We start from the raw sequence: 24609 nt of genomic DNA, 5'->3' as shown, positions 1-24609 counted from the left end.
ACCCCACCAGGCCAAAGGGCCGGGTGGGGGTTTTGTGCTGGTGCGGTTGAAGTTCCGTTGAGTGACCGGTGCGTTATCCCTTGTCTGACTTGCCGGCCGCCGCGGCGAATTTCGCCAGACGCACATCCAGTCGACGGGGGCGCAGGTTGTGGTCCTCGGCATGCTCTTTGCGGCGAATGGCGTTGCGCACCATCAGCGAACCCAGGTAGCGGATCGGCTCCGGTGGGAAATGGCCGAGCGGACCTTGCACCAGCGGCGAGCGTGTCCAGGGGTTGTCCACCCCCAACACCAGCGATGACAGGATTTGCCCGCCCATATGACAGGGACCGACGCCGCTGCCGGAATAGCCGAAGCCGTAAAAGATGTTGCCGCTGGCGCCCATACGGCCGAAGAAAGGTAGCCCGGTGACGGAGCGATCGGACGGGCCATTCCAGGTGGCGGCGATGTCGACATCGGCAAAGTCTGGAAAGAACTCCGCCAGGGTGTTGCGCAACAACCCTTTGTACGGTGAAGGCTGGTCGAATACCGGCAGGATGCGCCCGCCGTAGGCGAAGGTGTTGCCACCTTTGCCGAGCATGATCCGGCCGTCCGGGGTGTTGTGGTAGTAGTGCACGAAGATGCGCGAGTCGAGTACGGTGACCCCGCTGGTCAGGCCGATGCGTTCGAGCAGGTCCGGTCGCGGCTCGGTGATGATCATGTCGCTGGAGACGATGGCCACCGAGCGCGAAAACTCTGGAAAAGCCCGCGCCATCCACGCGTTGATCGCCAGCACCACGCGGTTGGCGACGACTTGCCCGCCCGGCGTATTGATGGTGGCCGGCAGCCCTTGTTCCAGGCCGGTCATCGGCGTGCCCTCGTAGATTCGCACGCCAAGTTCGAGCGCGACCCGGCGCAGGCCACGGACCAGCTTGCCCGGCTGCACGCTGGCAGCCGCTGGCGAGAACCAGCCTTCGATGTGCCGGGTCGAGCCGGCCATGCGTTGCAGGTCGGGCAGCGGGCATCGGGAAAAGGAGTTGATGCCGTTGCGCTCCAGCGCGGCGACCACGGCATCGGTCGAACCCTGTTGAGCCCGGTTGGTGGCGGTATAGAGGGTGCCGTCGAGGCGATAGTCGGCATCCACGGCATACTGGCGACAGAAGTCGCCGATGGCCCGGATGCTGTCTTCCGAGGCCTTCACCAGACGCACCGCTTCGGCTTGACCGAACAAACGCTCGAGCGTGAAGTACTTGGCCGACCAGGACAGTGCGCAGCCGCCATTGCGCCCACTGGCACCGGCACCGCAGATGTCGGCTTCGACGATGACCACGTCCAGCTCGGGGTTCTGTTCCTTGAGCATGATGGCCGTCCACAACCCGGTATAACCGCCACCGACTATGCAGACATCGGCGCGGGTGTTCTGCCGCAACGGCGGGCAGGGCGTGTCGGACTGGTTTTTCAGGGCCTGGTCGAGCCAGTAGGGGCGCATGGGGTCATCTCCGTGGGATCGATTCGGGGCAGGGGTCAGGCAACTTGCGAAAACCATGCTTGCAGTTCATCGTCTATAAATAAAATCGATTTATCGTATGCATGAATAAGCTCAACCTATGCAAAGGCTTCCCCGATGACTATTTCCCATACCCAGCTCAAGGCGTTCCACGCCGTGGCCATGAATGGCAGCTTCACGCGCGCGGCCGAGCAGCTCTGCCTGTCTCAACCGGCGGTGTCCGATCAGGTTCGCAAGCTCGAGGACTACTACGGGGTGATGGTGTTCTACCGCGACAAGCGTCTGGTGCGCCTGACTGAAGTGGGTGAGCGGCTGTTCGGCCTGACCCGGCGCCTGTTCGATATCAGTGTCGATGCCCACGACATGCTGATGGACTACCGCACCCTGTCGACTGGCACCTTGAACCTTGCCGTGGATGCGCCAGTGCATGTGCTGCCCTATGTCGCGCGCTTCTGCGCTCGATACCCGGGTATCGATGTGAAGGTTGAAACGGCCAATACCGATGAAGTCCTGCAGCGGTTGTTCGGGCACCAGGCTGACATTGCCCTGCTGGGGCGCAATATCGAAGATGACCGATTGCTGAAGCTGCATCTACGCAGTGACCCGATGCTCGCCTTCGTCGCCCATGACCACCCTTGGGCGCAACGAACCTCCATCTGCCTGGCCGATCTGGACAACACGCCTCTGGTCTTGCGCGAGAAGGGCTCGGTTACGCGGCTATCCCTGGAAGAGGAAATGGCAGCGGCGGGCTTGAGCATTCGCAAGGCCATCGAGGTGGAAGGGCGTGAAGCGGCGCGCGAGGCCGTCGCGATCGGTATGGGGGTCGGGGTTGTCTCCGCGGCCGAGCTTGGCGCTGATTCGCGGCTCTGCGGATTGCCGATCATCGATAGTCGGCAGCGCTTCACCGAAACATTGGTTTGCCTGCGCGCACAGAGTTCCCGACGCATCCTGACGACCTTTTTCGACATGGTTCGAGAGTCGGTGGCCGAGTGATTTGAGCCCAGGCAGGCGTTCGTCCGATGTGGACGCGAGGCTGCGACGAAGCCGATTGTCTGGGCGCTGACGCCATCATGAAGCGAGGCCTTCAGCTCTGCGCGTTGAGAAACAGCGAGAACAGCTCGGACTGGGATTTGATCCCGAGCTTGCTGTACATGTGCTTGCGGTGGACCTTCACCGTCTCGGCGGAAATCGCCAGCTTGCGCGCGATCTCCTTGTTCGAGCAGCCGCTGAGCATCAGCCGGCCGACTTCGAGTTCGCGGGCGGACAGCGGTGTGTCCAACTGCTGGTCAGTGGCGTCGAGCCAGTTCTGCCAGCGTGGCGTCGGCGCAGGGGCCTGCTCCAGCACCTCCCGCTCGAATGCCATGCGCTGGCGCATCAGGGCGGCGACCCAAGGCTGGACGAGTGTGAGCAGGGCAGTTTGCTCCGGACTGAAGGGGGCCTCGCTGCCCAGTGACAGGCTGAGGGTGCGTTCCGGGTCGAGCTGGACGTTGATATGGACTTCGTCGGCAACGATATTGAGGCGGAAGTAGCGTTGGTAATAGTCGGTCTGCTCGAAGCACTCCGGTGCCACGTCCGCTAGCCAGAACACACCGTTCTGCGGCGCTTCCCGGTTGGCCAGGTAAAACGGATCGAGCAGATACAGGCCTTTGAGGTAGTCCTGAAAGAGCGGATCCGGCCCGCCATCCTTGCCTGGGCATTCGGCGAGTACCTGCGGACGGCCATTGCTGAAAATCAGCACGACCCAGCTGTCCACCGGAATGTATCGGTCCAGCAGGCGCACCAGGGCCAGCCAGAAACCAGGCCGGTCCAGTGCCTCGATCAGCTTGCCAATCGCCTGGTGCCAGGCCATGTCCTGCAACGTAATGCTCACGTGTCTACCCATACGGGGTTACCCCATCGATGTGATTACTTTCCGTTTTACGGCTCTCCATACTTCATCCAGCCCTGGCGGGTGCTGTTCAGTATGGCGATTGCGAGCCCACAACATGCGAAAGGATCACCGATGAAGATTGAACTCGTACAACTTACCGGTCGCGATGGCGATACCGCTTATAACCTGAAGCGTACCTTGCAGGCCATCGCTACCTGCGCAGCGGATACCGATCTGCTGATATTTCCAGAGACCCAATTGATGGGGTTCGCCAGCGCGCAACAGCTCGCCGAAGTCGCCGAGCCCCTGGACGGGCCGAGTGTGCAGGCCGTGCAGTGCGCCGCCCGGGAACGGAACGTCGCGGTGGTGGTTGGCATGGCCGAGAACGACGACGGCATCTTCTACAACACCTCCCTGCTGATCACCCCACAAGGGATCGCCTTGCACTATCGCAAGACTCACCTCTGGCCGTCGGAGCGCGGCCTGTTCCAACCGGGCGACCGCTATGCCACTGCGCTCTGGAAGGGCGTCCGGGTCGGCCTCCTGATTTGCTACGACATCGAGTTGCCGGAAAGTGCTCGAGCCCTCGGCCAGCTCGGCGCCGAGCTGATCCTGGTCACTAACGGCAATATGGATCCCTACGGTCCTGTCCACCGGACCGCGATCATGGCTCGCGCTCAGGAAAACCAGGCATTCGCGGTGATGGTGAATCGAGTCGGCGACGGCGATGAAGGCCTGGTGTTTGCCGGTGGGAGTGCAGCGATCGATCCCTTCGGGCGGACGTTATTCGAAGCGGGGCGCACGGAGTGTCGGCAGGTGGTTGAGCTGGATCTCGACTTGCTGCGCACCGTCCGCCGCGACTACGACTACCTCAGTGATCGCCGCCTGCTCCTGATCGGCGAGCAGATCGAGCACAGTGATGGTCGACGCGAACTACTGATCCCCTGAACCAGGCGCGAGGGGTGTGCCCCGCCGTTTTGATTCGATGTTGACCCAACCACAACAATAATTCACACACTAGCAGGAGCAGCGCGCGTGTCCCTGGACCCGACGCCAATGCTCTGGAGCATCCCGATGAAAGCGACTCGCTACATGCCATTCGTCCTGGCCACGCTGTTCAGTGTCGGCCTGGCCTGCGCCCAGGCCGACGAGCCTGCCAAATCCAGCGTGCACATCTACAACTGGTATGACTACATAGCCCCGAACACGATGAAAGACTTCGAAAAGGAAGCGGGCATCAGCGCTGTGTACGATGTGTTCGACAACAGCGACGTCATGCAAAGCAAGCTGATGGCCGGCCGCAGCGGCTATGACGTAGTGGTTGCCAGTGGTGACCTGCTGCCGAACCTGATCAAGGCGGGCGTGCTGAAAAAACTGGATCGCTCGAAGCTGCCCAACTGGTCCCACCTCGACCCCGACATCCTCGCCAAGTTGCAGAGCAACGATCCCGGAAACGAATATGCGGCTCCTTATCTGTGGGGGACCACGGGCATCGGCTATGACGCGGACAAGGTTAGATCGATACTCGGCCCGGATGCGCCCGTCAATTCCTGGGACCTGATTTTCAAGGAAGAAAACCTGGCCAAACTGAGTCAATGCGGTGTGGCCATGCTGGATGCCCCCAGCGAGGTCATTCCCATCGCGTTGCACTACCTGGGGCTGCCTTATAACAGCCAGAACCCCGAGGATTACAAAAAAGCCCAGGCACTGCTGCTGAAGCTGCGCCCCCATATCGTCTACTTCGATTCTTCCAAGTTCATCTCCGATCTGGCCAACGGCAACATCTGCGTCGTGCTGGGCTGGGCCGGTGGTGTCGCCGATGCGCAAAAGGCCTCTGAGCTGGCTGGCAACCAACGCAAACTCGTCTACAGCATTCCCCGCGAAGGCGCCCCGGTGTGGGTGGAGAGCCTGGTGCAGCTCAACGATGCGCCGAACCCGGAGCAAGGGTTGGCGTTCATCAACTATATGTTGCGCCCCGAAGTCATCGCTGAATCCTCCAACTACCTGAGCTATCCGAACGCCAACAAGGATGCCACCGCGCTTGTCGAGCAGAAAATCCGCGACAACCCCGGTGTGTATCCGTCCAGACAAGTGTTGGACACGTTGTTTCCGCTGGAACCACTGCCGCTGAAGATGGAACGCGTGCGCACCCGTGCCTGGAACACAGTCAAGACCGGCGCTTGATGGACAGACTCGGCCCTGCTGCTGACTGGCCAAACCCCTTCATGAAGCACATCAAACAAAAGAGAGAAATCATGAAAGTGACGATAAAACCACGTGCCCGTGACCTGAACATTCGGTTCGGCCAACTGCACCCCGGTCCCCTCAATGCCATCACCGATGTGCCCGGCGTACGCGTCGGCCACAGCAATGTGCGAGGACGCACCGCCAACGGCCGCGACATTTTGACCGGTGTCACTGTTATCGAACCGCGAGCAGGCTCCACCAGCCAGCAACCGTGCTTTGCCGGCGTCCATGTGCTGAACGGCAACGGCGACGCCACAGGTCTGGAGTGGATTCGCGAGGCCGGCCTGTTGACCAGTCCCATCGCCTTCACCAACACCCACAGCCTGGGCGTGGTGCGCGATGCGCTGATTGTGCTGGACCGGGAGCAACAGCCGGATGACGGGCGCCTCTACTGGAACATGCCGGTGGTGCTTGAGACTTTCGACGGCCTGCTCAACGACATCAACGGCTTCCATGTGAAACCTGAACACGTCGCCGAAGCCTTGGGTGCCGCAGCGGGCGGGGCGGTGACCGAGGGGGCGGTCGGCGGCGGCAGCGGCATGATCTGTCATGAATTCAAGGGCGGCATCGGCACCGCTTCACGGCGTCTGAGCAGTGCCCAGGGCGGCTGGACCGTTGGCGCCATCGTCCAGGCCAACCACGGCATCCGTAATGAACTGCGCGTCGACGGCTACCCGGTCGGGCGCTACATGGAACAGGCCGACTCGCCGTTCCTCAAGGCGTCCTTGCCGCACCCGGGCATGGGTTCGATCGTCGTTTGCCTGGCCACGGATGCGCCGTTGCTGCCCCATCAATGCACCCGTCTCGCCCAGCGCGCCAGCCTGGGCCTGGCCCGCACCGGCGGCGGCAATGAAGACCATAGCGGTGACATCTTCATCGCCTTCGCCACCGGCAACGACATGCCGCCGGCCGCTTATGAAAGCAAGCGCGCGCCGACGACCGAAAACCTGAGCATGGTCAACAACGACCACATCAGCGAGTTGTTCCTGGCCGCCACCGAAGCGGTGGAAGAAGCCATCATCAATGCCTTGCTGGCCGCCGACACCGCCGAAGGCAACGGCCATGCCGTGCCGGGCCTGGATGCAGAGACGCTGCTCAAGGCCTTGCATCAGGCCGGCTGGCCGGGAGCGGCGAATGTCTGACTGATCGAGGGGTATCGGGAAAATAACTTTCAGAAGGGGGTTGACCCGGTATTTTAATACTGTACTATTCGCCTCCCGCTAACGAGTGATCGGAGGCGCAAGTGGTTGAAGTTTAAAGAGAAAATCTTAAAAGCTTCTTAAATAACCGCTTGACAGCAGCAGAGGAAAGCGTAGAATGCGCGCCTCGGTTGAGACGAAAGATCTTAACCAACCGCTCTTTAACAACTGAATCAAGCAATTCGTGTGGGTGCTTGTGGAGTCAGACTGATAGTCAACAAGATTATCAGCATCACAAGTTACTCCGCGAGAAATCAAAGATGTAACCAACGATTGCTGAGCCAAGTTTAGGGTTTCTTAAAAACCCAAAGATGTTTGAACTGAAGAGTTTGATCATGGCTCAGATTGAACGCTGGCGGCAGGCCTAACACATGCAAGTCGAGCGGCAGCACGGGTACTTGTACCTGGTGGCGAGCGGCGGACGGGTGAGTAATGCCTAGGAATCTGCCTGGTAGTGGGGGATAACGCTCGGAAACGGACGCTAATACCGCATACGTCCTACGGGAGAAAGCAGGGGACCTTCGGGCCTTGCGCTATCAGATGAGCCTAGGTCGGATTAGCTAGTTGGTGAGGTAATGGCTCACCAAGGCGACGATCCGTAACTGGTCTGAGAGGATGATCAGTCACACTGGAACTGAGACACGGTCCAGACTCCTACGGGAGGCAGCAGTGGGGAATATTGGACAATGGGCGAAAGCCTGATCCAGCCATGCCGCGTGTGTGAAGAAGGTCTTCGGATTGTAAAGCACTTTAAGTTGGGAGGAAGGGCAGTTACCTAATACGTATCTGTTTTGACGTTACCGACAGAATAAGCACCGGCTAACTCTGTGCCAGCAGCCGCGGTAATACAGAGGGTGCAAGCGTTAATCGGAATTACTGGGCGTAAAGCGCGCGTAGGTGGTTTGTTAAGTTGGATGTGAAATCCCCGGGCTCAACCTGGGAACTGCATTCAAAACTGACAAGCTAGAGTATGGTAGAGGGTGGTGGAATTTCCTGTGTAGCGGTGAAATGCGTAGATATAGGAAGGAACACCAGTGGCGAAGGCGACCACCTGGACTGATACTGACACTGAGGTGCGAAAGCGTGGGGAGCAAACAGGATTAGATACCCTGGTAGTCCACGCCGTAAACGATGTCAACTAGCCGTTGGGAGCCTTGAGCTCTTAGTGGCGCAGCTAACGCATTAAGTTGACCGCCTGGGGAGTACGGCCGCAAGGTTAAAACTCAAATGAATTGACGGGGGCCCGCACAAGCGGTGGAGCATGTGGTTTAATTCGAAGCAACGCGAAGAACCTTACCAGGCCTTGACATCCAATGAACTTTCCAGAGATGGATTGGTGCCTTCGGGAACATTGAGACAGGTGCTGCATGGCTGTCGTCAGCTCGTGTCGTGAGATGTTGGGTTAAGTCCCGTAACGAGCGCAACCCTTGTCCTTAGTTACCAGCACGTAATGGTGGGCACTCTAAGGAGACTGCCGGTGACAAACCGGAGGAAGGTGGGGATGACGTCAAGTCATCATGGCCCTTACGGCCTGGGCTACACACGTGCTACAATGGTCGGTACAGAGGGTTGCCAAGCCGCGAGGTGGAGCTAATCCCAGAAAACCGATCGTAGTCCGGATCGCAGTCTGCAACTCGACTGCGTGAAGTCGGAATCGCTAGTAATCGCGAATCAGAATGTCGCGGTGAATACGTTCCCGGGCCTTGTACACACCGCCCGTCACACCATGGGAGTGGGTTGCACCAGAAGTAGCTAGTCTAACCTTCGGGAGGACGGTTACCACGGTGTGATTCATGACTGGGGTGAAGTCGTAACAAGGTAGCCGTAGGGGAACCTGCGGCTGGATCACCTCCTTAATCGACGACATCAGCTGCTCCATAAGTTCCCACACGAATTGCTTGATTCACTGTAGAGGCGAGAGGCATCCATAAGGTTGTCTTCCTCGTTAGAGTTTAAAATGAATATTCGTAGATGAATATTGATTTCTAGTCTTTGATTAGATCGTTCTTTAAAAATTTGGGTATGTGATAGAAAGATAGACTGAACAACACTTTCACTGGTGTTGGATCAGGCTAAGGTAAAATTTGTGAGTAGCTCTTAATTGAGCAATGCATGCGAATTTTCGGCGAATGTCGTCTTCACAGTATAACCAGATTGCTTGGGGTTATATGGTCAAGTGAAGAAGCGCATACGGTGGATGCCTTGGCAGTCAGAGGCGATGAAAGACGTGGTAGCCTGCGAAAAGCTTCGGGGAGTCGGCAAACAGACTTTGATCCGGAGATGTCTGAATGGGGGAACCCACCTAACATAAGTTAGGTATCTTAAGCTGAATACATAGGCTTAAGAAGCGAACCAGGGGAACTGAAACATCTAAGTACCCTGAGGAAAAGAAATCAACCGAGATTCCCTTAGTAGTGGCGAGCGAACGGGGACTAGCCCTTAAGTGGCTTTGAGATTAGCGGAACGCTCTGGAAAGTGCGGCCATAGTGGGTGATAGCCCTGTACGCGAAAATCTCTTAGTCATGAAATCGAGTAGGACGGAGCACGAGAAACTTTGTCTGAATATGGGGGGACCATCCTCCAAGGCTAAATACTACTGACTGACCGATAGTGAACTAGTACCGTGAGGGAAAGGCGAAAAGAACCCCGGAGAGGGGAGTGAAATAGATCCTGAAACCGTATGCGTACAAGCAGTGGGAGCCTACTTTGTTAGGTGACTGCGTACCTTTTGTATAATGGGTCAGCGACTTATTTTCAGTGGCGAGCTTAACCGAATAGGGGAGGCGTAGCGAAAGCGAGTCTTAATAGGGCGTCTAGTCGCTGGGAATAGACCCGAAACCGGGCGATCTATCCATGGGCAGGTTGAAGGTTGGGTAACACTAACTGGAGGACCGAACCGACTACCGTTGAAAAGTTAGCGGATGACCTGTGGATCGGAGTGAAAGGCTAATCAAGCTCGGAGATAGCTGGTTCTCCTCGAAAGCTATTTAGGTAGCGCCTCATGTATCACTGTAGGGGGTAGAGCACTGTTTCGGCTAGGGGGTCATCCCGACTTACCAAACCGATGCAAACTCCGAATACCTACAAGTGCCGAGCATGGGAGACACACGGCGGGTGCTAACGTCCGTCGTGAAAAGGGAAACAACCCAGACCGTCAGCTAAGGTCCCAAAGTTATGGTTAAGTGGGAAACGATGTGGGAAGGCTTAGACAGCTAGGAGGTTGGCTTAGAAGCAGCCACCCTTTAAAGAAAGCGTAATAGCTCACTAGTCGAGTCGGCCTGCGCGGAAGATGTAACGGGGCTCAAACCATACACCGAAGCTACGGGTATCACTTAGGTGATGCGGTAGAGGAGCGTTCTGTAAGCCTGTGAAGGTGAGTTGAGAAGCTTGCTGGAGGTATCAGAAGTGCGAATGCTGACATGAGTAACGACAATGGGTGTGAAAAACACCCACGCCGAAAGACCAAGGTTTCCTGCGCAACGTTAATCGACGCAGGGTTAGTCGGTCCCTAAGGCGAGGCTGAAAAGCGTAGTCGATGGAAAACAGGTTAATATTCCTGTACTTCTGGTTATTGCGATGGAGGGACGGAGAAGGCTAGGCCAGCTTGGCGTTGGTTGTCCAAGTTTAAGGTGGTAGGCTGGAATCTTAGGTAAATCCGGGATTCTAAGGCCGAGAGCTGATGACGAGTGTTCTTTTAGAACACGAAGTGGTTGATGCCATGCTTCCAAGAAAAGCTTCTAAGCTTCAGGTAACCAGGAACCGTACCCCAAACCGACACAGGTGGTTGGGTAGAGAATACCAAGGCGCTTGAGAGAACTCGGGTGAAGGAACTAGGCAAAATGGCACCGTAACTTCGGGAGAAGGTGCGCCGGTGAGGGTGAAGCATTTACTGCGTAAGCCCATGCCGGTCGAAGATACCAGGCCGCTGCGACTGTTTATTAAAAACACAGCACTCTGCAAACACGAAAGTGGACGTATAGGGTGTGACGCCTGCCCGGTGCCGGAAGGTTAATTGATGGGGTTAGCTAACGCGAAGCTCTTGATCGAAGCCCCGGTAAACGGCGGCCGTAACTATAACGGTCCTAAGGTAGCGAAATTCCTTGTCGGGTAAGTTCCGACCTGCACGAATGGCGTAACGATGGCGGCGCTGTCTCCACCCGAGACTCAGTGAAATTGAAATCGCTGTGAAGATGCAGTGTATCCGCGGCTAGACGGAAAGACCCCGTGAACCTTTACTATAGCTTTGCACTGGACTTTGAATTTGCTTGTGTAGGATAGGTGGGAGGCTTTGAAGCGTGGACGCCAGTTCGCGTGGAGCCAACCTTGAAATACCACCCTGGCAACTTTGAGGTTCTAACTCAGGTCCGTTATCCGGATCGAGGACAGTGTATGGTGGGTAGTTTGACTGGGGCGGTCTCCTCCTAAAGAGTAACGGAGGAGTACGAAGGTGCGCTCAGACCGGTCGGAAATCGGTCGTAGAGTATAAAGGCAAAAGCGCGCTTGACTGCGAGACAGACACGTCGAGCAGGTACGAAAGTAGGTCTTAGTGATCCGGTGGTTCTGTATGGAAGGGCCATCGCTCAACGGATAAAAGGTACTCCGGGGATAACAGGCTGATACCGCCCAAGAGTTCATATCGACGGCGGTGTTTGGCACCTCGATGTCGGCTCATCACATCCTGGGGCTGAAGCCGGTCCCAAGGGTATGGCTGTTCGCCATTTAAAGTGGTACGCGAGCTGGGTTTAGAACGTCGTGAGACAGTTCGGTCCCTATCTGCCGTGGACGTTTGAGATTTGAGAGGGGCTGCTCCTAGTACGAGAGGACCGGAGTGGACGAACCTCTGGTGTTCCGGTTGTCACGCCAGTGGCATTGCCGGGTAGCTATGTTCGGAATAGATAACCGCTGAAAGCATCTAAGCGGGAAACTAGCCTCAAGATGAGATCTCACTGGGACCTTGAGTCCCCTGAAGGGCCGTCGAAGACTACGACGTTGATAGGTTGGGTGTGTAAGCGCTGTGAGGCGTTGAGCTAACCAATACTAATTGCCCGTGAGGCTTGACCATATAACACCCAAGCAATTTGCTTGCTCGTAAGAGCACCAGATTGCGGTGTGTGAAGACGCAATGAACCGAAAGTTCGCCAGCAACACACAAATCTATTACATACCCAATTTGCTGAAGCGAGGCCATCAGGTCACGACTCAGTACCCGAATTTCTTGACGACCATAGAGCATTGGAACCACCTGATCCCATCCCGAACTCAGCAGTGAAACGATGCATCGCCGATGGTAGTGTGGGGTTTCCCCATGTGAGAGTAGGTCATCGTCAAGATTGAATTCCGAAACCCCTATCTGCGTATGCAGGTAGGGGTTTTGTTTTGCCTGGAATAAAGCGAAATCCTGTAGGAGTTCCGGCACGTAGTCCACCGTCAAGGCCCGGCTTCGGAGTGCCATCTATGCGCCCAGCTTGGCCCAGAACTCTTCAGCGGCTGGACTGATGGGTGCGGTTGGACGCGTGAGGTGGATGTCCAGGGGGATATCCCAACTTTCGTCAAGCGCTCGTACCAAACGGCCATCCGCTATTTCCTGTTCCGTCAGGCTACTGGGTAACCACGCCACACCTTTGCTTTCCAATGCCATGGACATCAGCACCGCAGCGAGGTGGCTACTGAAAAGCGGCTTGAGATGAAGAAAATCTTCCTTGCCGTGCAAGCGGTGAGCGACGATGCGCCCAAGCCCGGATTCTTGTGTATACGCCAGGTACGGCAGAGTTGCTGGTGATGTCCCGAAATGGGCAGAAGCACTCGCCAGCGGCACGAGGACATCCTCGCCAACCTTCTTGCTGATGAACTGATCAGCGGCCAACAAAGGTGGGACATCGGGGTGGCGATGAGAAAGCAGGAACTGAACCTGGCCGTGAATCAGCATCTGCTCACAAATAGCCATGCTATCTGAATGCAGGCGTACGGCCTCGATAGGTGCGCCACTTTCCGCTCTTCTTAACCATTTGGGAAAAAATGTGAATGATAAGGAATGGGTCGCGGAGAATTGCAGCGTCCTGGCGGCCGTTCCCGCAACTTCCTGAGCTTCACTGCGCATCCTGTACAAGCGCCGGGCAGTCTCTTGGGCGCTGGGCAAAATCTGCTTTCCAGCGGCTGTAAGCGTGGCCCCCTGAGGCGTACGGACGAACAGCTCGACCCCCATCCAGTTCTCAAGCGAACGGACCCTTCGACTGAAGGCCGGCTGAGTGATATGACGCGCTTCAGCGGCACGAACAAAGCTGCCGTATTCCGCCAGCGCTGAAAAATCTTCGAGCCAAACGAGTTCCAAGGGCAATGCCTCCTGTGCATAGGGCGCCGCATTAATAGCATTGGGCCGCGGTCATCGCAAAGCATAACGTGGGGCCACCTACAACAAGAGGAACCCGTCATGCGTATCGTCGACATCCGAGAAAAAACTGTTTCCATAGCCTCCCCGATCGCCAATGCCTACATCGACTTTTCGAAAATGACCTGCTCGGTCGTCGCCGTCATCACGGATGTCATTCGCGATGGTAAACCTGTCATCGGTTATGGTTTCAACTCTAACGGTCGTTACGGTCAAGGCGCGCTGATGCGTGATCGCTTCCTGGCTCGAGTCCTGGAAGCTGACCCTGAATCCCTGATCGATAAAGAGCGCAACAACCTGGACCCGTTCGCCATCTGGAAGACCCTGATGACTAACGAAAAGCCCGGCGGCCATGGCGAGCGCTCGGTTGCTGTCGGCACTATCGATATGGCCGTATGGGATGCCGTGGCCAAGATCGAAGGCAAGCCTCTGTATCGCCTGCTGGCCGACCGTTACCGTGACGGCGTGGCCGACGACAAGGTCTGGGTCTACGCGGCAGGTGGTTACTACTATCCAGGTAAAGACCAGACCAAACTCAAAGCTGAAATGCAGAGCTATCTGGACCGCGGCTACGACGTGGTCAAAATGAAGATCGGTGCAGTACCGTTGGACGAAGACATTCGTCGTATCGAGGCGGTATTGGAGGTTGTAGGCGACGGTCGTCGCCTGGCAGTGGACGCCAACGGTCGCTTCGACCTGAAAACGGGTATTGCCTACGCCGAAGCCATCAAGAAGTACAACCTCTTCTGGTACGAAGAAGTTGGCGATCCGCTGGACTACGCACTGCAGGCGGAGTTGGCAAATCACTATGAACTGCCCATGGCCACGGGTGAAAACCTGTTCTCCCACCAGGATGCTCGTAACCTGCTGCGCCACGGTGGCATGCGTCCTGATCGCGACTTTGTCCAGTTCGACTGCGCATTGTCCTACGGTCTGGTCGAGTACATGCGCACCCTGGACGTCATGAAAGAAATGGGTTGGTCTTCCCGCCGCGTGGTGCCCCACGGTGGTCACCAGATGTCCCTGAACATCGCAGCGGGCCTGCACCTGGGCGGTAACGAATCCTACCCGGATGTATTCCAGCCCTTCGGCGGCTTCGCTGACGGCATCCAGGTAGAGCACGGTTACGTCGGATTGCCGGATATTCCTGGCGTCGGTTTCGAAGCCAAGTCTGCCTTGTACGCCGTTATGCGTGAGCTGGGCGAAGGCTGATAGCCCTCGAACGGCGGCCTCTTGCAGGAGGCCGCCGTTATCAGGCGTCACTCACTGACGCCACGCCACACGCCCATCACAAAAATAAAATGAGGTGCTCCCGTGGAAATCTCCAAGTCCCGCTGGTACAGCCAGCTGTATGTGCAGGTGCTGATCGGTATCGTCATCGGTGCAGCAATTGGTCACTTTGAACCGCAATTCGGAGCCAAGCTCCAACCTTTTGCGGATGGCTTTATCAAACTCATCAAAATGCTGTTGGCGCCTATTATTTTCGGTACCGTCGTCGTTGGTATCGCTAAGATGGGCAGCATCAAGGAAGTCGGGCGGATCGGTGTCAAAGCGCTGCTCTACTTTGAAATCCTTTCAACCATCGCGCTGGTCATTGGCCTTATTGTGGTCAATATCGCAAAGCCAGGCGCTGGTATGAATATCAACGCTACCACGCTTGATGCCAGCGCTATCACCAAGTACAGCCAAGCCGCCACTGAGCAGGGCGGAACAATCGATTTCTTTCTCAACATAATCCCGAGTACCTTCATTGGCGCATTCTCGAATGGCGTCATGCTTCAGGTCATCTTGATTTCGGTTTTGATGGGCGTTGCCCTCGTTCAAATGGGCGAAACCAGCAAGCCGCTGATCAATACCATCGACCTGTTTCTGCAAGGGCTGTTCAAGATCGTGGCAATGGTTATGCGTCTGGCTCCGATTGGTGCCGGTGCCGGGATGGCGTTCACGATCGGCAAGTACGGAATTGGTACCTTGCTGTCACTCGGCCAGTTGCTGGTCGCGCTCTACATCACGACCTTGATTTTCATCGTGGTAGTGCTGGGTACGGTTGCTAGATGGTCGGGCATGCCGCTTATGCAATTTCTTCGTTATTTCAAAGATGAAATTCTCATCACGCTTGGCACCTGCTCAACCGAAGCCGTGCTTCCGCGAATGATGGTGAAACTTGAAAAGCTGGGCTGCAAGAAGTCAGTGGTGGGCATGGTGCTACCCACTGGATATGCCTTCAACGCGGATGGCACCTGCATTTACCTCACCATGGCGGCGATTTTTATCGCACAGGCAACCAATACGCCACTGACGTTTATGGATCAGATGATTCTGTTGGGCGTCTTCCTGCTGACCTCAAAAGGCTCCGCTGGCGTGGCGGGTGCCGGGTTCATAACCCTTGCGGCAACGCTTACAACCATCCACTCCATTCCGTTGGTAGGCCTTGTCCTGCTGTTGGGCATCGACCGTTTCCTCAATGAAGCACGCGCCGTGACCAACCTGATTGGTAATGGTATCGGCACCATCGCAATTGCCAAGTGGGACAATTCCTTCGACGTTGAAACCTGCGAGCGTGAGATTGCCGCAATGAAACACGAAAAGGCGTCGCGCAAAGCGTTACTGGCGCAAAAGTAAGTAGTGCACTTTACCCGACGCTTGCGTCGGGTTTTTTTGAAGAGTGATTTAAAACAACGAAAACGAGTAACTGGCGATCAAGCGGTTTTCATCTATGTCACGGCCATCATCGCTGCGGTAGGTTGCGTTGCGCCAGCGGACAGAGAACCCTTTCAGGACGTCCTGGAAAGCGTAGGTCACATCGATGTCGCGTTCCCATTCCTTTTCGGCGCCCGGCTTGTCCAGCCCTGTCCCGCGTATGTAGGCCGTGAAAAAGGTCAGGCCAGGAATGCCCATCGGCGCGAAGTTGTAACCGTAGCGCAGCTGCCAACTGCGTTCGCCAGCGCTGCCGAAGTCATGGTATTGCACATAGTTGGGTAAGTAGGGGTTGTTGATATAAGGGAAACCGGTGGCGCCCTTCATGACTTGATAGGTTGCCAGCACGCTGTGGCCGCTATCGAGGTTGTAGCCCACTGCGGCAGAGTAGGCCCGGTTATCCACCTTGCCAGCTTTTGCGGCACCGATATCGCGGCTGGAGAAGGCGCGTACATCGGTGGTCATTGTGCCGTTACCGACGCGTGTGGTGTGAATCAGGCCGAAGAACTGCTGACGATACACATCGTCCAGTGCGCCGAAGTAATAGCTACCGGTCAGTGTCGGCGCGAGTTGATAGCTGCCGCCGCCATAACGGAAGTGGTCACCGACGCCGGTGGCTCGATATCGTCCGTCCTTGGCCGCGATGCCGATGTCCCGTTTATCGGTAGAGTCCGGGGTGACGGTTTTATCGAACTGAGCGAAGTTCACCGTCAGATGTTCGATTTCGCCGGAGCTGACCTGAGTACCCTGGAAAGTCTGGGGAAACAGCCGACTGCCGTTGAATTGCAGGACGGGCACTTTGGGTAGCGCAATGCCGTAGTTCAGGGTGGTTTTGGAAAACCTGGCCTTGGCTGCCAGTCCGCCTTTGGAATATTCATCAGCGGCTTCACCGGATGCGCGCCGGGGCAACAGGCCGCTGCCAGTGCGATCAGGGCTGGAGTCCAATTGATAACCGGCGAAACCCAGCGCATTCATCCCGAATCCAACGGAGCCTTGGGTGAAACCGGACTCGTAATTGAGCAGAAACCCTTGTGCCCATTCCTCCCGTTTTGAGGCGCCGACGCCATCTCGAAAGTCGCCGTTGTAGTAAAAATTACGGGCTTCGAGGCTCGCCTTGCTGTCCTCGATAAAGCCGGCGGCCATCGAGGAAATGCTCCAGCAGACACCCGGTACAAGCATGGCGATAGACAGGGTACGGTTCATTTTTATTATTTTCCCGACGCGACGAGTCGCTGTTCGGCACTGGACCGAACAGGCACTCGATTGGAGGTTGTTAGGGGGAGGGTGTTAAGCCTTGCAGCCCAGTTCTTGAGCCAGTTTTTTGCGGTCCAGCTCTTTTTCCCAGGCGGAAACCACCAAGGTCGCTACACCGTTGCCCACCAGGTTGGTCATGGCCAGCCCTGTGCCCATGAAGCGGTGGATGCCGAGGATCAACACCATGCCGGCGACAGGTACGATCGGTACCACCATCAAGGTGCTGGTCAACATCACGAACGCCGCGCCGGACACTCCGCTGGCACCTTTGGACGTCAGCATCGCCACGACCACCAGGGTCAATTGCTGTGACAGGGTCAAGTCGATGTTCAACGCTTGGGCAATGAACAACACTGCCATCGTCAGGTAGATGTTGGTGCCGTCCAGATTGAAGGAGTAGCCGGTCGGGATCACCAGGCCCACGACGGGTTTGGAACAGCCCAGGCGTTCCATCTTGTCCATGATTTGCGGCAGCACCACTTCCGAGGAACTGGTGCCCAGTACCACCAACAGTTCTTCTTTGATATAGGCGAGGAAGCGCAGGATGCTGAAGCCGCACACCCGTGCGACCCCGCCGAGGATGACAACCACAAAGAAGATGCACAGCAGGTAGAAACTGCCGATCAATTTAAGCAGCGGCAGCAGCGATTCGACCCCGTAAGTGCCGACGGTGAACGCTATGGCACCGAAGGCGCCAATGGCCGACAGCTTGGCGATAATGTGGACGATGCGGAAGAACACGCCCGAAAGGCCCTCGATGATGTCGTACACCGGCTTGCCTTTCTCACCCATGGCCGACAGCGCACAACCGAACAGCACCGATACCAGCAAGATGCACAGCACGTTGCCCTCGGTGAACGCCTGGGTGAAGGTGCTGGGGATGATGCCCATGAGGAAATCAACCATGTTCAGGTGCTGGGCTTTTTCCGCGAAGCCGGTCACCGCCTTGGCATCGAGCGTATTGACGTCAACGTTGAACCCACCGCCGGGATTGAACAGATGGCCGCCGATCAACCCGATCAATAGCGAGACCGTCGAAATGATTTCGAAGTACAACAATGCCTTGCCGCCGACACGGCCGACCTTTTTCAAATCCCGCATGCCGGCGATGCCGGTCACTACCGTACAGAAAACGACGGGGCCGATGATCATCTTGATCAACTTGATGAACGCATCGCCCAAGGGTTTGAGGTCAGCGGCGAAATCAGGCCAGAAGTGGCCGACAAGCACACCGACGATGATTCCCAGCAGGACCTGAAAATACATCGCACGGTAAAAGGGTTGTTTGGTTTTCACGTTAGCGCTGGTCGGTGTTTCGACCTGAGCGGGCACAGGAATAGGGTTCATAAGGTTTACTCGCTGCCATCTTATTGTTGGAGGTGTGGCAAGGGAAACTGCTGTCAGCGTCCGTACAATTTCAGCGGGTTGTCGATCATTAGCTTTTGACGCAATACCGGGTCGGTGCAGAAGCGGAACATCAGATCGACCAGACCACCGTCGTCGGGCATGTCTTTGCTGATATTGGGATGTGGCCAATCGGTGCCCCACAGCACGCGATCCGGTGCTGCCTGGATCAGTCGTTCGGCGAAGGGGATGGCGTCATCGAACGGTCGACGACCGCTGGACACCCGCTCGGCCCCGCAGACCTTGACCCAGGCCAGGGGATTTTCCATCAGGTCGAGCAGCGCCAGGAAGGACGATTGTTCGATACCTTCTTCAGCCTTGACCCGACCCATGTGATCGATGATGAACGGCACGGGGATCCGGGCCAGGCGATCGACGTAGGTCAGGATGTCCTGGGCGTCGAGATGCAGCACCACGTGCCAGCCCAGCGGCGCGAGTCGATCGACAGTGCGATCAAACACCTCCAGGTCAGGGGCGCCGCCCAGGTGCGCGACAAAATTGAAGCGAACCCCGCGCACGCCGCCGGCATCCATCGCGGCGAGTTGGGCGTCGCTTTCGCTGCCGTCGACGATGGCCACGCCGCGATATCGTCCTTCGCTACGCGCAATGGCGTCGAGCATGGCGCGGTTATCAGTGCCGTGGCAACTGGCCTGGACGATCACCCCACGGCTGAACCCCAAGTGATCGTGCAACGCACACAGGGTTTCAACAGGCGCGTCGGGCGGGGTGTAGCTGCGGTCGGCGGCGTAAGGGAATCGAGCGGCAGGGCCGAACACGTGGCAGTGTGCGTCCCAGGCACCCACTGGCAGTGCTTGCACGGGTCTGGTGGGATTTGGGTCAGGAGCAAGGCAACTTTTCATCGGGTGTCCTTCATTGATCTGCGTTTGAAAGCGATACCTGATGGTCGTCTTTGCACGCGTGTCGAACAACCGGGTCCAGGTTCTAGCAGCTATGCAGATTTTGCATGCGAGCTTTCACGGTATGCAGATTTCACGGACCATGGCCAATGTCTTCTCAGCCAGACGCGTCAACGGTCGCTGCTCCGATGTCGCAATAAACAGGTGGGTAGGAATGGAGGGCTCGACAATCTGCGCCGCTCTCAAGTCATCGGGCAGACTGTCGCTCCCGGCGAGGGCGGACCGGAACAGGACGCCGTAGCCCATGCCCAGCTTGATCAGCTCCAGGAGCGAGGGAATGCTGTCGATTTCCAGGCACACGTCCAGTGTGATGTCATGACGGGATGCCTGGGTTTCGACCAGCCGACGCAGGGAATGAGGTTCGCTGGGTATGATCAGCGGATAGCGCCCCAGATCGTGCATGGCGACTGTTTCAGGCAGATCTGAACGGGAGGACCCGATCAACATCAATGGCTCGGAATGGATGTGCTCGTAGTGCAATTGTGCGCTGTGGGCCGGGTTGAACAGCAGTGCGAAGTCCAGGCGGCCGAGCAACAGCCATTCGCGCATCGAATGGCTCAATCCCTCCTTGATACCTAACGAGCAACCGGGAAAACGTTCACGGAAGGCCGATACCAGGGCCACAGTGTGGCGTCGGGAAATACTGGGTGGAAGCCCGATCACCACTTTGCCGGACAAGGTGTCGCGTTGCTCGCGCAACTCTTCGCGAGCCACTTGCACCTGGCGCAAGATGCCTTTGCCGTGATCGAACAGCCGCTGGCCAGAAGCGGTCAGCAACACGCCACGGCCATGGCGCAGCAACAGATGCTCCTGTAATTCGACTTCCAGTTGTCGAACCTGGCGGCTGACCACCGACTGGGAGATGTTCAATACCGCGGCCGCTTTGGTAAAACTTCCGAATTCGGCGACCCGTACGAAACATTCGAGTTGTTTTAGGTCCATGAGCCGTTCTCGGGGGAAAAGCTCATGTTAACGCTTTTCCTCCAACACGCTTTCTCGCGAGACGGGGCTGCCATAGAGCGTATCGATCAGGAAAAATACTCCCGGACTTGCCGAAGGCGATCGGTGTGATGGTGCTCGGCGTCATCGTTTCACCTCGTTCTGCCAGACGCTTTGCGCAATAAATACATCGCCGTCGAACAACAACCGGGCCGTGCGCAACAGCCCACAGCCCGCCAGTTGACCGTTTTGCATGCGCAGTTCCACCGTGAACTCTCCAGTCGGATGTTCTACCGATACCTGTACGCGTTCACCGGTCGGCGCTGCCCGCGCCAGTCCGCTGGCGACCGAGCCGGGTACCTGACACGCGGAGGCGACACTCACCGCGCCAAATACCCCGATTGAAGCGTGGCAACGATGGGGGATGAAGGTGCGGCTGCAAATCGCGCCGCCATCGCGAGGGGCGGCAATCAACGACACTTTCGGGACGCTACGCTGGCTGACGTCCCCCAGATTCATCAAGGGCCCCGCTTGCAAGCGGATGGATTCGAGCACGGCCTTGAGTTCGCTGTCGGCATCCAATTGTTCGGGACTTTCGTAGCCGCTACGGCCGACGTCGCTGGCTCGAATCAAAATAACCGGCATGCCGTTATCGATGCAGGTCACGTCAATGCCATCGAAACGATCAATGGTATTTCCCGTCGGCAACAGTGCGCCGCAGCTGGAGCCTGCGATGTCCTCGAATTGAATGATCAGCGGGGCACCCGTCCCGGGAACACCATCGATGCGCGCGTTGCCGGCGTAACTGACCGTGCCATCCGGAGTCGGAACCTCGGCGATGGCGATCTGGCCGGTGTTCTCCATGAAAATCCGCACTGACGTCACTGGCCCCCGAACGCTGACCAGGCCACGTTCGATGGCGAACGGTCCGACCCCTGCCAGGATATTTCCGCAGTTCTGGCCATAATCGACCTGGGCCTGCTCCACCGTCACCTGGGCGAACAGGTAATCGACGTCGGCGTCAGGACGCTCGGAGCGGCGAATGATTCCGACCTTGCTGGTCAACGAGTTCGCGCCGCCGATACCGTCGATCTGTCGTGCATCGGGTGATCCCATGACAGCCAATAACACCTGGTCTCGCAGCAGCCCTTCGGCGGGCAGATCGTGCGCAAGAAAGTACGCGCCTTTGGATGTGCCGCCGCGCATCATCAGGCAAGGAATACGAGTCTGGCTCATACGTTCATCCTGGCAGGTCGTTGAGGCTGTCGTAATAGGTCAAACCGCGGTCGGCGAGTTTCTGACGCATCTCGTAGATATCCAGCCCCAATTCGCCGGCTGCCAGGCGCACACGTTTTTGCTCCTCCAGTCTGGCGCGTTTGCGGCTGGTTTCGACAACCGTCGGCAACTCTTCGCGGCGGACAATCACCACGCCGTCATCGTCCGCGACCACAAGGTCACCGGGCTCGACCCATTGGCCGGCGCAGATGATCGGTATGTTGACCGAGCCCAGCGTTTCCTTGACCGTGCCTTGGGCATGAACCGCCCGCGACCATACCTTGAAGCCCATGTCCCTCAGGATTCGAGTATCGCGCACCCCGGCATCGATGATCAGTGCGCGTACCCCTCGAGCCATCAGCGAGGTGGCGAGCAAGTCGCCGAAGTAGCCGTCCGTGCAGGGCGACGATGTCGCTACCACCAGAATATCGTCGGGTTGGCACTGTTCGACCGCGACATGGAACATCCAGTTGTCCCCTGGCGCAACCAGCACGGTGACTGCCGTTCCACTGATGCTCTGGTTTTGCTGGATCGGGCGAATAGCTGAGTCCAGCAGGCCTTTGCGGCCCTGGGCTTCATGCACGGTGGCGACACCGAATCGATCCAGTTCATCGATCAGTGCGCGGTCGGCTCGGGAAATAGAGCGAACGACGATGCCGGTTTTTCCAATCAGTGCGCTCATCCCAGATTCTCCGTTACCCGTGGAAAGAGACTCTGGTAGCCCTCGGCGTACTCGATGTTGCGGGTGGAGGTGATCCCCACATTGCGTTTGGCCTGTACGCCTCGTTGCAGTGCGACACGGGTGTAGTACTCCCAGAGATGCTCTTGACCGGCCATGCACTGGATGGCGGCATATTTCTTGTCCCAGACCTCAGTGATATCCAGCAGGACATCCGGGCGCCATTCGCATTGCTCGGGTTGATGGGGTTCGAAGCTGTACACCGGTGGGGCACCGATGATTTTCTCGCCCGGCTTGTAACCTTCAGCCTGAGCGATGATGCGCGCCTCCTGGGTCAGGTTCATGGCCAGCGGGTGGTCGTAGTTGTAAGGGTCCTTGATCGAATGGCTGAGGACAAACTCCGGTTGCACCCGGCGGAATACATCGGCCAGACGGAACAACGTCTCTTTATCCGCCCGCATCGGGTAATCGCCGATGTCGAAGAATTCCACAGTGGCGCCGAGGATCTGCGCCGCTGCTTCGGCCTCGCTGCGACGTGCAATCTTGACCTTGTCTTCGGACATCTCGCCCTTGCGCCAGAGCTTGGCCGATTCACCTCTCTCGCCGTAGGACAGGCACACGATGTGCACGGCATAACCCTGGCTTGCATGCAGGGCGATGGCACCGCCGGCACGCCAGACGAAATCGGCGGAATGGGCGCTGACGACCAGTGCGGTTTTTTTTGTATCAGTCATTTGAAGGGCTCTTCTTGCGCTGTTTGGTAGGGCCACATTCGCACCTGGCTGGGGTGATGGATAATGCGTTCAGCTGCAAGAGGTATGCGTTTTGCTTATCGAGGCAAGTTCTGCACGCTGCAGCCGCTGCCCTGGAACCCGATGGATGATTTGAAGCCGAAGGGGGCCTCTGAAGCTGACGTTGAGTCAAGCAGTTGAGTATGTCGCAGTGCAGTTGGCCAGGTAAAAGAGGGGCAGGGGAAATTGGCCATTGACTTAACACCCGTCGCCCGGCTAGTTTTCGGGCATGACTTCCACTGTATTGCGCTGCCAGCCAAGCATTATTACCGCCATTCCTCACTTGGCGGGCTAGCTCACGACTGCAGCACCCAACCCGCCCTCGAGGCGGGTTTTCTTTTTCTGTCTCGGGGCTCTGATCAAGGTCAGGAGACCCTCATGTTCAGTACACCCGCCCAACAAACCCTGCTTGCGCTTTACGTTAAAAAGATCCTCGCCGCGCCGGTCTACGAACTCGCCATACGTACACCGCTGCAACCGGCACCGGCGTTGTCCCTGGCCTTGGGCAATCAGATCCTGCTCAAGCGCGAAGACCTGCAGCCGACCTTCTCCTTCAAGATCCGGGGCGCCTACAACAAACTGGTGAATTTCACCGCTGCGCAGAAGAAGTGCGGCGTGATTACCGCTTCAGCCGGCAATCATGCCCAAGGCGTGGCGCTGGCGGCACGGGAACTCGGGATCGACGCCACCATTGTCATGCCCGCCAACACCCCGGAGTTGAAGGTGCTGGGTGTACGCAGTCGCGGCGCCGAGGCACTGTTGCACGGGGACAGCTTCCCGTTTGCCTTGGCCCATGCGCTGAAACTGGCCGAGCAAACCGGCAAGCACTTCGTTTCGCCCTTCGACGATCAGGATGTCATTGCCGGGCAGGGCACTGTCGCCATGGAAATCCTGCGTCAGCATCAAGGGCCGTTAGACGCAATCTTTGTCCCGGTAGGCGGTGGCGGTTTGATTGCCGGCATTGCCGCGTACGTCAAATACCTGCGGCCAGAGGTGCGCATCATTGGCGTCGAGTCGGAACACTCCGCCTGCTTGCATGCTGCTTTACAGGCCGATGAGCGTGTAGTCCTGCCCAGCGTGGGCACCTTCGCCGATGGCGTAGCGGTCGCGCAGATCGGTGCCCATGGTTTCGAAGTGTGCCGGTTTTGCGTCGATGAGGTGATAACCGTCAGTAACGATGAACTGTGCATCGCAACAAAGAATATCTACGACGACACCCGCTCGATCACCGAGCCTTCCGGCGCATTGGCCGTCGCCGGGATCAAGAAATACGTAGCGCGCACGGGTGTCCGGGGGCAGACGCTGATCGCCATCGATTCCGGTGCCAATATCAATTTCGACACGTTACGGCACGTGGCCGAGCGCGCGGCAGTGGTTTGCGCGGGAGCCGATGAGCCTCTCATCATTGGAGGTGCTTGATTGTTCGATTGAGCCGCGGCTGGTTTCGATATTGGAATGACCATCCGCTG

18 protein-coding genes and 3 rRNA genes are annotated in these 24609 nt (G+C 57.4%); 10 read left to right on the top strand and 11 right to left on the bottom strand.

All coding sequences use genetic code 11. The features are described from left to right. Positions 1-73: 73 nt before the first annotated feature. The gene (locus tag PMA3_RS19080) at positions 74-1465 is read right to left on the bottom strand and encodes an FAD-dependent oxidoreductase (RefSeq protein ID WP_064678636.1); all 1392 of its coding nucleotides are present in this window, start codon (positions 1463-1465) and stop codon (positions 74-76) included. A gap of 135 nt (positions 1466-1600) precedes the next feature. Between PMA3_RS19080 and PMA3_RS19075 the strand changes: the two genes are divergently transcribed. Beyond that, the gene (locus PMA3_RS19075) at positions 1601-2476 is read left to right on the top strand and encodes a LysR substrate-binding domain-containing protein (RefSeq protein ID WP_064678635.1); all 876 of its coding nucleotides are present in this window, start codon (positions 1601-1603) and stop codon (positions 2474-2476) included. Between the two features lie 91 nt (positions 2477-2567). Here the strand turns inward: PMA3_RS19075 and PMA3_RS19070 are convergent, their stop codons facing one another. Together PMA3_RS19070 and PMA3_RS33670 are read right to left on the bottom strand one after the other, a co-directional pair. Next, positions 2568-3353 (bottom strand): helix-turn-helix domain-containing protein, encoded by a 786-nt coding sequence (locus PMA3_RS19070; protein WP_064680760.1) that lies wholly within the window; start codon positions 3351-3353, stop codon positions 2568-2570. Between the two features lie 18 nt (positions 3354-3371). After that, entirely contained in the window at positions 3372-3470 is a 99-nt protein-coding gene (locus PMA3_RS33670) for a protease modulator HflK N-terminal domain-containing protein (RefSeq protein ID WP_109413299.1), read from the bottom strand. A gap of 15 nt (positions 3471-3485) precedes the next feature. On the opposite strand from PMA3_RS33670, the gene PMA3_RS19065 reads away from it, so the two are divergent. From PMA3_RS19065 to rrf, 6 genes are all read left to right on the top strand, one after another. Beyond that, positions 3486-4301, top strand: a complete 816-nt coding sequence (locus PMA3_RS19065; RefSeq protein WP_064678634.1) for a carbon-nitrogen hydrolase family protein — start codon at positions 3486-3488, stop codon at positions 4299-4301. Between the two features lie 126 nt (positions 4302-4427). Further along, positions 4428-5537 carry a polyamine ABC transporter substrate-binding protein gene (locus PMA3_RS19060; RefSeq protein WP_064678633.1) on the top strand — a complete coding sequence of 370 codons (1110 nt, stop codon included), beginning with the start codon at positions 4428-4430 and terminating at the stop codon, positions 5535-5537. A gap of 83 nt (positions 5538-5620) precedes the next feature. Then, positions 5621-6742 (top strand): DmpA family aminopeptidase, encoded by a 1122-nt coding sequence (locus tag PMA3_RS19055; protein WP_064680759.1) that lies wholly within the window; start codon positions 5621-5623, stop codon positions 6740-6742. A gap of 374 nt (positions 6743-7116) precedes the next feature. Continuing rightward, positions 7117-8655: ribosomal RNA gene (locus tag PMA3_RS19050) — 16S ribosomal RNA — on the top strand. A gap of 314 nt (positions 8656-8969) precedes the next feature. Beyond that, positions 8970-11861: ribosomal RNA gene (locus PMA3_RS19045) — 23S ribosomal RNA — on the top strand. A 152-nt stretch (positions 11862-12013) separates the two neighbouring features. After that, a 5S ribosomal RNA gene (gene rrf, locus PMA3_RS19040) occupies positions 12014-12129 on the top strand. Together the 16S, 23S and 5S rRNA genes form the textbook arrangement of a ribosomal RNA operon. 122 nt (positions 12130-12251) lie before the next feature. Here rrf and PMA3_RS19035 read toward each other — a convergent pair. After that, the gene (locus PMA3_RS19035; RefSeq protein WP_064678632.1) at positions 12252-13127 is read right to left on the bottom strand and encodes a LysR family transcriptional regulator; all 876 of its coding nucleotides are present in this window, start codon (positions 13125-13127) and stop codon (positions 12252-12254) included. Positions 13128-13226: 99 nt separating this feature from the next. Here PMA3_RS19035 and PMA3_RS19030 point away from each other — a divergent pair, with 99 nt between their 5' ends. Together PMA3_RS19030 and dctA are read left to right on the top strand one after the other, a co-directional pair. Beyond that, a complete protein-coding gene (locus PMA3_RS19030; protein ID WP_064678631.1) occupies positions 13227-14396 on the top strand; it encodes a mandelate racemase/muconate lactonizing enzyme family protein in 1170 nt (389 codons plus the stop codon). A gap of 102 nt (positions 14397-14498) precedes the next feature. Continuing rightward, entirely contained in the window at positions 14499-15806 is a 1308-nt protein-coding gene (gene dctA, locus PMA3_RS19025; protein WP_064678630.1) for a C4-dicarboxylate transporter DctA, read from the top strand. Positions 15807-15854: 48 nt separating this feature from the next. On the opposite strand, the gene PMA3_RS19020 is transcribed toward dctA, so the two are convergent. From PMA3_RS19020 to galB, 7 genes are all read right to left on the bottom strand, one after another. Beyond that, positions 15855-17084, bottom strand: a complete 1230-nt coding sequence (locus PMA3_RS19020) for an OprD family porin (RefSeq protein WP_064678629.1) — start codon at positions 17082-17084, stop codon at positions 15855-15857. A gap of 84 nt (positions 17085-17168) precedes the next feature. Continuing rightward, positions 17169-18482 carry a dicarboxylate/amino acid:cation symporter gene (locus PMA3_RS19015; protein WP_064678628.1) on the bottom strand — a complete coding sequence of 438 codons (1314 nt, stop codon included), beginning with the start codon at positions 18480-18482 and terminating at the stop codon, positions 17169-17171. A gap of 53 nt (positions 18483-18535) precedes the next feature. Next, positions 18536-19399: an amidohydrolase family protein gene (locus tag PMA3_RS19010; protein WP_064678627.1), complete on the bottom strand. Its 864-nt coding sequence runs from the start codon at positions 19397-19399 to the stop codon at positions 18536-18538. Positions 19400-19513: 114 nt separating this feature from the next. After that, positions 19514-20398, bottom strand: coding sequence for a LysR substrate-binding domain-containing protein (locus PMA3_RS19005; RefSeq protein WP_064678626.1), 885 nt, complete (start codon positions 20396-20398; stop codon positions 19514-19516). A gap of 141 nt (positions 20399-20539) precedes the next feature. After that, a complete protein-coding gene (locus PMA3_RS19000) occupies positions 20540-21631 on the bottom strand; it encodes a 4-oxalomesaconate tautomerase (RefSeq protein WP_064678625.1) in 1092 nt (363 codons plus the stop codon). A 4-nt stretch (positions 21632-21635) separates the two neighbouring features. Continuing rightward, on the bottom strand, positions 21636-22352 hold the full coding sequence (locus tag PMA3_RS18995; RefSeq protein WP_064678624.1) for a 4-carboxy-4-hydroxy-2-oxoadipate aldolase/oxaloacetate decarboxylase: 717 nt from the start codon (positions 22350-22352) through the stop codon (positions 21636-21638). Next, entirely contained in the window at positions 22349-23083 is a 735-nt protein-coding gene (galB, locus tag PMA3_RS18990; protein WP_064678623.1) for a 4-oxalmesaconate hydratase, read from the bottom strand. The genes PMA3_RS18995 and galB overlap by 4 nt, the downstream gene beginning before the upstream one ends. A 435-nt stretch (positions 23084-23518) precedes the next feature. On the opposite strand from galB, the gene ilvA reads away from it, so the two are divergent. Further along, entirely contained in the window at positions 23519-24559 is a 1041-nt protein-coding gene (ilvA, locus tag PMA3_RS18985; protein ID WP_082930376.1) for a threonine ammonia-lyase, biosynthetic, read from the top strand. The last annotated feature ends 50 nt before the right edge of the window (positions 24560-24609 follow it).

Source organism: Pseudomonas silesiensis (genome assembly GCF_001661075.1).
In the GTDB taxonomy this organism is placed as follows: Bacteria; Pseudomonadota; Gammaproteobacteria; order Pseudomonadales; family Pseudomonadaceae; genus Aquipseudomonas; species Aquipseudomonas silesiensis.
This window is presented reverse-complemented; position numbering and strand designations above follow the sequence as displayed.